Origin of the sequence: Streptomyces sp. NPDC005281 (assembly GCF_040607495.1) — a bacterium.
Lineage (GTDB): Bacteria > Actinomycetota > Actinomycetes > Streptomycetales > Streptomycetaceae > Streptomyces.
Map to the genome: position 1 here is coordinate 1 of NZ_JBEXGX010000074.1, position 9,190 is coordinate 9,190.

The 9,190-nt window shown below is 67.8% G+C and carries 7 protein-coding genes and 1 pseudogene; 3 read left to right on the forward strand and 5 right to left on the reverse strand.

Annotated features, from left to right (window positions below):
* Window positions 1-1,006: pseudogene (locus ABZV42_RS41595) on the reverse strand (hypothetical protein); the annotation flags it as partial.
* Between the two features lie 217 nt (window positions 1,007-1,223).
* Between ABZV42_RS41595 and ABZV42_RS41600 the strand changes: the two are divergent.
* Entirely contained in the window at window positions 1,224-1,421 is a 198-nt protein-coding gene (locus ABZV42_RS41600) for a hypothetical protein (protein WP_356057443.1), read from the forward strand.
* A 468-nt stretch (window positions 1,422-1,889) separates the two neighbouring features.
* Here ABZV42_RS41600 and ABZV42_RS41605 read toward each other — a convergent pair whose 3' ends face one another.
* The 4 genes from ABZV42_RS41605 to ABZV42_RS41620 all read right to left on the reverse strand — a co-directional run bounded on the left by ABZV42_RS41605 (window position 1,890) and on the right by ABZV42_RS41620 (window position 6,455).
* A complete protein-coding gene (locus tag ABZV42_RS41605; RefSeq protein ID WP_356057445.1) occupies window positions 1,890-2,567 on the reverse strand; it encodes a hypothetical protein in 678 nt (225 codons plus the stop codon).
* A gap of 20 nt (window positions 2,568-2,587) precedes the next feature.
* On the reverse strand, window positions 2,588-4,597 hold the full coding sequence (locus tag ABZV42_RS41610; protein WP_356057448.1) for a hypothetical protein: 2,010 nt from the start codon (window positions 4,595-4,597) through the stop codon (window positions 2,588-2,590).
* A 271-nt stretch (window positions 4,598-4,868) separates the two neighbouring features.
* Entirely contained in the window at window positions 4,869-5,687 is an 819-nt protein-coding gene (locus tag ABZV42_RS41615; protein ID WP_356057451.1) for a hypothetical protein, read from the reverse strand.
* Between the two features lie 105 nt (window positions 5,688-5,792).
* A complete protein-coding gene (locus ABZV42_RS41620) occupies window positions 5,793-6,455 on the reverse strand; it encodes a Crp/Fnr family transcriptional regulator (RefSeq protein ID WP_356057453.1) in 663 nt (220 codons plus the stop codon).
* Window positions 6,456-7,854: 1,399 nt separating this feature from the next.
* Between ABZV42_RS41620 and ABZV42_RS41625 the strand changes: the two genes are divergently transcribed.
* A complete protein-coding gene (locus tag ABZV42_RS41625) occupies window positions 7,855-8,379 on the forward strand; it encodes a hypothetical protein (protein ID WP_356057455.1) in 525 nt (174 codons plus the stop codon).
* 231 nt (window positions 8,380-8,610) lie between these two features.
* The gene (locus ABZV42_RS41630) at window positions 8,611-9,189 is read left to right on the forward strand and encodes a hypothetical protein (protein ID WP_356057457.1); all 579 of its coding nucleotides are present in this window, start codon (window positions 8,611-8,613) and stop codon (window positions 9,187-9,189) included.
* Window position 9,190: the final 1 nt, after the last annotated feature.

Consider the following 9,190-nt stretch of genomic DNA (forward strand, 5'->3'; position numbering starts at 1 on the left):
GCGACTTGCAGACACTGCTCGCTGCCTGGACCGGCGCCTGCCCCACCTGCCACCGCAACATACCCACGCCACTACGAACCTGACCAAGCCCTACTAGTCCCCGACGAAGCACCTCGGCCAGGACGAACCGGAAGTCGAAGCGCATCTGCGATCTCTGTTCATATCCCAGTGCCCGGGCGAGCAGCCCCAGGCTGACCGGTTGCGGGACGTTGCTGTTGGCCAGCGAAGGGACGTCCAGGGAGAAGGCAGCAGTCTCGTCCAGACTGTCTAGGATGCGGGCGAAGTCGACTGATGAAGGCTGAGGTTTCCCTGCCTGCGGTGAATGCTCGTGTCGCAGAATGGACGTCAGCTGATCGACTCTCGGGGCCTTGTCCGCTTCCTTTCCCAGTCCCAGCGGCGGGATCGTGGTGCGGAAGGGCGCTACCACGTTGTCCATCCACGGGGGCATGTGTCCGCGGCAGAGGCGCCCTGCGCCCGGCCCTTTGAGGAGCAGTTGTATGTCCTGGCCGGCATGGCGGAAGTTCCAGGCCGCCCACCACGGGCCATGTTGGCGGGCGTTGTAGGCGACGGTCAGTTTGCCGCGCAGGAGACTGCGGATGGAGTCCGCTGCCACTGGGAGTTCGACGAACAGACCCAGGACGGCCTCGCGCGGGGTTGCTGTGCCCGCAGCGGAGAGCTGCTCGATGGCCGCCGCCGCAACCGCGCCTTCGATGAACAGCCTGACCAGTTCCTGCTCCCAGGGCTGGTCCAGCTCAAGGTCCAGACTGACGGTGTACGTGTCAGTCCCGTTCCGGCCGGCTTGTCGGAAAGCCTCGAGCGGATCCGCGGCATCGCGGTCACCGCGCAGTCCGTGTTCCAGGACAAGGCCCGGGAACGCGATTGCCGCGCCCAGATTCGACTTCCCGGCCCCGTTCGGTCCGGTGATGACCGTTGCCCCGGTGTCGAGCGGCAGGTCGAGAGAGGCGAAGGAGAGGAAATCTTGAGCCGCTACTGAGTGGATCTTCATCGGAAACGCCGTTCATTTTCAGCAGTGTTGAGCGCGTCGCGTACGGCGCAAGGCGAGCATGACAGACAAGCAATGAGCTCACAGATGTGTTTGACTGAGCGCCTCTGCATCTGGTCGGGACGTCGCCGATAGCGCCTCGGCGGCCAGTGCACTGCATCAACTCCTGCACGGGGGAGGCGCCAAGCCCTGGCATGTCCTGGACGGTCTGGATGAGGGCTTGAGCGACCTTCCCGGCCTCGACGAAGTCCTGCTTCTGCAGCTGAAAGCGCTGACGGAGCCGCAGCGCGAGACCCCGCGTCTGCGGATCACCTGCCGCACCACCTGTTGGCCCGAGGCGCTGGACAGCGGACTACGAGAGCTCTGGTCGGACGTCGGGCAGGTGGAGCTGATGACACTTGAGCCGCTGCTCGCGTGAGCTGTCTGCGGGTGGCCCGATCTCCGCAAGCCGTTGCGGGGTCCGGGCCGAGGGTCCAAGCCGGTGTGGTGAGGGCTGAGACCAGGCAGCGGTAGCCGGCTTTCTTGGCCGCGTGCCTGGGGAGTGGCAGGCGGTCTACTGGAGTAACGACGCCATGGATCAGGTGGATACATAGGCTTGCATGCCGACGCGGTCGGGCTCTGGTGGTCAGCCGGCTCGCCTTGCACTTCCCCGGGTGTTTCTAAGTGGCGTCTGTGGATGGTCGCTTGGCGCGATGGTGGTCTGCGGCGTCGACGGCAGGTCCCGGTTGGTGGCCGTGGAGGCGGTAGGGCATGTCGTCGGGGTGGCGGTGCATGCGGGCCTGGCGCCAGGCGGCGTCGTAGGACAGTGGGGTGGCGCTACGTCGCTGGACTAAGAGAGCCCGGAGGCTGGTGAGGGGGGCGAGGACGGCCCGCCACAGAGCGAGTTTCATGGGTGGGCCTTCCCTTGCGTCGCAGGGGCGAAGGCGTCGGGTTCTGGAGTGATGGCGCCAGCGGGCAGGCTTCCGCCGTTGAGGATTTTGAGTGAGTCGAGAAGGGCGAGCATGGCCTGTTGCTGCTTCTCGGTGTCGCTGAAGCCGTCGCCGAGCTGCTCCCATTGCTGCATCAGGGGGGACCACCATCGGTCGCAGGACGTGATCAGCCGGGCGAGGCGCTGGAGTTCGGCGACGTGGTCGTCGCTGAGTACTCCGGGGGGGTGGTGCTCGAGCCGGTCCAGGACGACGAGGCCTGGGTGGTCGTAGAGGTGGGTCTTGAGGAAGCGCAGCCGGCGGACGCGGTGGCCGTCTGCCTGTTGCTGTTGCAGGAAGTCTTGCGCATCGGGAGGTAGTTGCAGGACTGCCCGGGCGGAGATCAGGCGGTAATGCGCAGTGCGGCAGCTGTGAGGCAGGGCGGCGTTGACGGCATCCTGGGCTGCGAGGAGGTCGGTGGCTGGCAGGCAGGCTGCCGTGTCGAGTGCTGAGGTGTGGACGTGGGTGCGGACGGCTTCTTCAACGCCCGGCTGGCTGCGCTGGCGGGGGCGCCAGTTGATGGTGTAGATGGCTTCGAAGCTGATGCCGTCCGTGGCGGTGGGCAGCAGCCGGGGCCTGCTGCAGCTGGTTGTGCGCACAGGGTGCTGCCATGGCCATCTCATGCAGCGTCTCCCGGCGGCGGGAAGACGGAACGGAGCCGGACATCGACGAGGTGGTGGTAGAAGTCGTCCGCGACGCTTGCGCCCTCGGTGGTGGATACCCCCTGCAGTTCCTGCATGAGCGAGGCACCGGCCTGGAACATGTTGTGCCCCCGCAGGGCTGGCAGCAGCTGGTCCCGCAGCTGCGGGTACAGCTCGGGGTCGTCGGCGCATGCACGGATCCAGGCGGTCAGGCGGGGGATGATCTCGGTTGTGGTGTCGGTGTCCTTGAGCAGGTCGTGCACGGCGCGGACTGTGTCGATGTCCGATGCGGAAGGGGACATCAGCCACGGCATGCCGTTGTCGGTGAGGAAGGTCAGCGCCATGAACGCGAGGCCGCCGCTGCGGGCGGACCCCTTGTCCTGCTGCCAGCTCCTGACCTCGGCAACCAGCCGTTGCTTCACTGCAGGCTGGCCGGCCAGCTCTTGGAAGACGGTCAGGACACTCCTGCGGGTGTCCGGATCGGCGCTGGACTGTGCGACGCGGCGCAGACGTACCATCGCCATCTTGGCGGCTGAGGCGGTGACGTCGGGTTCCTGGAGAATGCGCCGGCAGACCTCAATCACCACGGGCGCGTACTCGGACCGGGCGGCCCACCGGTACAGCATGCTCCAGGCGAGGCGGCCGACGTGTTCATCACGGACCGCGTTGTCCATGACGGTGCCGAGCACGTCCGGGCGGACCCCGCTGGTGATTTTGCCGAGACTTTCGAGGTACTCAACCGTCCCGTGCCGCACGGTCAGCTCTGTCAGTACCCGTACGGCCCGGTCCTTCGACGAAGCGTCAGCGGCTGTGCCGACCAGCCAGGCGATCAGCGGATCGCGCATGACGTCGTAGTTGTCCCAGACGTACTCGAGTACGGCACGGCCGTAGGCAGGCCTGTCGAAGACGACGATGTCCTGATTGTCGACGTCGGCTCCGACGTCGATGATGCGACGGCGTAGCCCCCGGCTGGAGAACGCGCTGCGCACGGGCGAGAGCGCCGCAGCATTTCCGGGAGAGTTTTCGATGCTTTCCTGCAGCTGGGTTGCACTGCGGGTGACCTGGGGCATCGGAGCGGACTGCCACACGGCCAGGGCCAAAAGCAGGCAGCGGTCTTCCAGAGTGAGAGAGGAGCTGCCGCTGTCGTGCCGCGGAGTGGATTCCCCGAACCTGGTGTCCAGTTCACTGCGCCAGTCGGTCAGCGCCGCTTCAATGCGCTGGAGCAGCGTGAGCGGCTCGGCGACCTTGCCGGTGTCCGCATGCTGGGGCTGCTTTTCGAGGTGACGGTGCTCCTCCCAGGCCTCCACGACCGTGCGCGCGGCGCGTGCTGCGCCTACCGCGCTCAGACCACGCACGCTGGCCTGAGCCTGAGCCGATGAACGCAGCATGCTGGTCAGACGGCTGTAGCCGTGAGTGTCGAGGTGCGCTTCCATCAGAGCCAGAGCGTCGGGGGCCTGGCGCAGGCGCAGAACGTGGATGCCGCTTCGCTCTCCCAGACGGTGGTCGGTCCACAGGCCCTCCGCCACGGTCAGCACCAGATGCGAGCGGGCACTGCGAAGGCTCTCAGCATGCTTGGACAACGCATTGAGGAAGTCGGCCGACAAGGCGTCGTTCACCGGGTGCTTCAGGTCGAGCTGGTAGGCGTGGTCTCTCTCCAGCGGGAGGCGGCCCCTGGCGGGGCTGCTCCAGTCCGCGTCCAGTTTCACCAGAGGGATGTGGGCGGCGGTGTGCTCCGCGAGCAGTCGCAGACTGAGCGTCGTGGAGCCGAACGAGCGTGGCGCGATGACGATGAGTACGGGCTGGCGAAGACTGCCAGCGCCCGGGTGCAGAGCTTGGGCCCAGAGTTCGGTCCAGTGGTCGTTGCGGACGAATGGCTGCTGCAGAAGGGCCGCGCGGTCCTGGACGTCGCCTTCCAGCACGTCTCGTTTACGGGTCTCCAGGATCAGCTCGTCGATGTGCTGCGCGACGACGTCGACATGACGGTGCACGTGGATCGCGCCGCCCGCTGTGTGCAGAGTAGGTCCTTCCTCCTGGCCAGTGGGAGGAGCATCCGGCGGAGCGGGGGGTGTGCTGGTGTGGCCACCGCCCTCGCGTGCGTCCTGGCTGCGGCGCCAGGGCGATTTCCAGCCGTGGGGTGCGGGCGGTGTAGCAGCGCCGGCCTCGGGAGCGGGTTGGTGCGGGCGGGCGGGATCGTCCGGGACATCGGACATGAGGGCACTCCAGGAGGATGAAGGGGGTACGGGCCAGGGTGGATAGCGGTCAGCGATGCGGATACGTGTTGCGCACGCGTTCGATGTGACCGCCCACGGTGGCCCCGTACAGGGGTGCGTGGAACTGGATGCCGCCGCCCTGGGCGGCAGACGCGGAGCCGGACGGCCCGGGCTCGGGAGAGGAACCGGCAGCAGGCGAACCCGGGTCCGGCTCGTCGCTCAGATACGGCGTGATGGCAGTACCCGGCATGCCGGGCACGTGGAGATGGCACAGTGCCTGGTAGCCCGGCTTGTCACTGACCCGAGCGGTGGCCTGCGCGAAGTGAAGGGGCGCCAGCTGAGGGGTGTAGCCGCCGTGGACACACCGCTGGTAGGCGGTCTCGGACAGGACACCGGCGAGGAAGCCACCTGTGTCCGCCGCGGACTTCAGAGCCTGGCGCACGGCCTGGCTGTCGAGGAGCCGGCTGACATCAACGAGGGCGTTGCCACTCCGGAGCTCAGGGCCCGTCACGGGCCCGGCATGCACCGCGACCCGCAGCCGTACGAGGGGACTGCTGGCCAGCCGTTGCTGGTCGTAGCGCCCCAAGGCCGCGCTGAGGCGGCCGAGCAGGGGGTCGATGATCCTTGCAAGGGCCTCGGGGGGAAACAGCAGGATCGCGCCGTCCCCGCCGTCCTTGTAAGAGTGGGGCAGCGCCTGGGGGTCGGGCAGTCCGCAGTCGGCGAGCACGCTGGCCACGATGTCGTCCACGTCGGACCGCGTGCTTTCCATCTTCGCTTCGGGGATCTGGCTGTACTTCTCCATGTCGAAAGCCAGCAAGGCGAACTCGGCCGGAATCTGTTTCTCTTCCGGGTGTGGCGACGATGACATGCGGGCACCGGCCCTTTCAGCACGAGCGGTCAGATGAGTGCCCCATGCTGATGGGATCCATCCGACGCCGGTGCCCACCAGTGGGCATGTCCGGCATGCCGCGCATCACGTCTGCATATGTGCATGTGACTGAATGGCATGAATGTTGCAGACGAGCAGGCCGCCGCCTGACGCGGTCCGCACCCAGCCTTGCTCCCGCCACGGCCGGAGAGCTGATCCGACGGCGTTTCGGGACGCGCCGATCAACTGAGACAGTTCAGCCTGAGTCAGAGGAATGGAATGCTGCGCAGACACGGTTGAGGAGGCTTCGACCAGGCGCCAGAGAGCCGATGCCAGGCGCACGGGCACGGATGCGGTGGCAAGTTCAAACCGCACGGCGTCTGATTCCCGTACGCGAGCGATGGCGTGGCGCAGTAAAGGAGTTAGCAGGTCGTGAGTGTTCACGAACTTGAGGAATTCGGGAGCCGGCACGATGTGCACGTGGCAGGCTTCGGCGGCGATGACCGTCGCGGTACGCGGCCTGTCGTCAAGGACGGCCAGCTCGCCGAGTAACTCGCCGGCCCCCCGTACGGCCAGAAGCGTTCGCCCCCCGCTGGCCCCGGCCAGCGTGACCAGCGCTGAACCGGAGTCGAGGAGGATCACGTGCGTTGCAGGATCTCCCTGCCGCAGCAGCACGCTCCGTGCCGGCCGCACGCGCTGCGGCGTGAGCGCTCGCAGGCGGCCCCACAACATCTCGCCGATCACCTGGACACGCGGCGGCTGATACATCCATCCCCCTGGTGCGATTCGGTGCAGTTCGTCACATACGTTGAGATCCTCTCAATTGAATGTGCAACTGCTCAACAGCCCCATTCCGGCCACAAGTAGCGCTGCCAGGACAAGGTCGCCAGCGAAGCGGACCAAGCGGAGTTTTCTGTCGGCCAACTGGGAAAACGTCCGCAGCCGGACCTCTTCACCTTCCCGTCTGCCAACTGAGCTGGTCACCGGACTACTTGAGTCCGGACCGCAGACGCCATGCCCGCACGATCCCCCGACCAGCACCCTGCGAAGACCGCCTGCCGGCAGTACTGGACGCAACGCCAGCAGCGCAGCAGCCACAGCCCCAACAAGCAGAAGACAGCTGACAGCTAGCAGAAACACCGTCCCCGAAGAGATGCTCCCCTTCTGCGAAAGGGCAGCCACAGACAGAGCCAGCAGGCCGCCAGCCACCCCGCACAGCGTCGTCGCCTTCGTGTCCGCCCGCTGTACCTCGGTAAAGGCCTGTTCGCCGAGCTGTTGCAGAAACTGTGCGTAGAAGTGACAGCCGTCCGCATCGCCGCAATCCACAGCAACTCCTTCCGCCCAGGTGCTGCTTCACGGAAGACCCTGCCCGTTCAGAACAGGAATCGCTGCCCACCAAAGGGCCAGGGCCGTGCAATGTCAGTCACTGCGCGGTTCTTCGGGTGCCGTTCGCGCGGCCATGTGGCGGCTCGTGGGCAACCTCGTGAGGGCCAGGTCCGTTGGGCCGAGCGGCAGATGGTCACGGTGCCCGCCCCTCACCGTGGCCCAGACCAGGATGCTCCGCCGGGTGAGACCGACCTGACCCGTGCGGTGCAGCAGGTGTCCGTCTCGCCCTAAAGGCCATGACGATGTCAGGGCCTGTCCGTATCGTCTTCCCATGAGCACGGAGCCGGCCCCGCCGCCTTGGCGTAGGAGCCCGTCGGCAGACGCGCTCTGCGCGGAGGCTGGCGGTAGGGGTGCGCCTGGTCGCCGCCATCATGAGCGCTCCGCTGCTCGGACGGCCTGCCAGACACCGGTTTGGCCCTACTCGGCAGGCCGTTCTGCTTGCTCGGCGGCCTGCCGCTCCCGGCGTTTTGCCCGCGTGCCGTTGCCGCCCGCACCACACGGCACACCCGGCCCGGGACTTCCGCATGCTGCTGCGAAGCCGGGCCCCGCCGGGCCGGCCGCCGGGCCGTGACCCCGGCAGGACCACCGTCGTTGTCCTGGCTGGTGCCGCCCCTTGTTCGCGCTGTGACGGTGCCCGGCCGAGTGCCGCATCAGCCCACGACTGACGCGGACAGGTAGGCCCCAGACGCGCCGCGTCACTTACAGCGCCCCGCCCGTGTGGCCACGCCACGCCACCCGTCAGGCGCCGGATCGTGGGACCGGCCGCGAGGACGGCACGGCCATGACCTCCACCCACCCGCGCAAGCGACCGCAGCGGCGCAGCGACATCCCCCACGGCCCGCAGCAGGACACGGGCCTGCAGCAGATCCGCGACACCCTGCCGCCCGCGCCCGCACCCCGCACGGTCGAACCCGCCCCGCGCCCCGTGGACGACGAGGTGCCACCGGAGCTACTGGCCCTGGTGAACCACCACTGCCGCCGCATCAACGCCTACCTCGCCCGCGCTCAGCACCAGCAGACCCTGCATGCCGGCAGCATGACTGAGTGGCAGCGCCTGGTCCTGTACGCCCTGACCGACGCCCTCGCCCACAACCACCTCCTGGTCGGCACCCTCGCCGCCTACCTCCAGCGCCAGGACCTCGACGCCGACCTGCTGCGCCGCTACCTGCAATCCCCCGACCCCGACCGCTACATCACCCGTGAGGCCGTCCAGCACCTCGACGGCCTCACGGGTGCCGTGCCCGAAGAACCGGCCGAGCCGGTCTGGATGGCCGTCGGCCGCCGGATCGCCCGCGACGGCAGCTGACAGCCGGACCGGTCAGGACGGCGGGCCCGCCGCCTGGGAGCCGCGACAACGGCCGTCGCGCCCACGGCCTGCAGGTGTCGCTGATCTCGCTGGGGGAGAGGGTGTCCGTGTGTGCGGCACGGACACCCAGCCAGGTCAGAAGCGGCGGCTGTGCGCACTTGAGGAACAGCACCGGCCGTGGGACGGCCCTTGCCCGCCGCAGTCCCGGGAGGCGTGTGCATACTGCTGGCCATGACATCCCAGCTCAACACCCGCGTGTCTGTGATGACCGTGATGCTGCCGGTGTGCGTGGTGGGTTCTGGAGCCTGCTACGGCCTCTTCGTGGACGAGTGGGCAGGTGCCGTGGTGGGCGCGGTGGCCGCCGGGGTGGGTGTCGGGTTTGGCATGGCGGCCCGTCCGCGCCCTTTGAAGGGGGATGGCTATGCGGAAGGGCTCGCCGACTCGGTCCTTGTGACCATCGCGCTGTACGAGGCGGCGGTGTTCCCGCTCACTTCTGCCGGGTCGAGTGAGGAACAGGCGGCTCGCCGTGCCCTCGCCTACCGGGTCGCTGCCTCCGACGGCTTGCCACGTTCCGTTCGAGTCGCGGCGGCCGCCGCGTTGGAAGCCCTCGACGACGGCTTGGACGCCGAACGGGCCCAGGCGGCATTGAAGGATCTGATACTTGCGGTGTACAGATTCCGGGCCAGCCACGAATTCGCGGACCACGTGACCGTGCCCCGGGTACTACAGCCGTGGCTCGCGATCTCGCTTGTCGCGGGTGGCGTAGTGGCAGCGTTGTGCGCGTGCTTGGTGGGCTCGCCGCCAGAGTGAC

Bases quoted from the DNA above. Each gene is read 5' to 3' on its own strand.
- ABZV42_RS41615 (WP_356057451.1), bottom strand. From the start codon at position 5,687: ATGTCATCGTCGCCACACCCGGAAGAGAAACAGATTCCGGCCGAGTTC.
- ABZV42_RS41625 (WP_356057455.1), top strand. From the start codon at position 7,855: ATGACCTCCACCCACCCGCGCAAGCGACCGCAGCGGCGCAGCGACATC.
- ABZV42_RS41620 (WP_356057453.1), bottom strand. From the start codon at position 6,455: ATGTATCAGCCGCCGCGTGTCCAGGTGATCGGCGAGATGTTGTGGGGC.
- ABZV42_RS41630 (WP_356057457.1), top strand. From the start codon at position 8,611: ATGACATCCCAGCTCAACACCCGCGTGTCTGTGATGACCGTGATGCTG.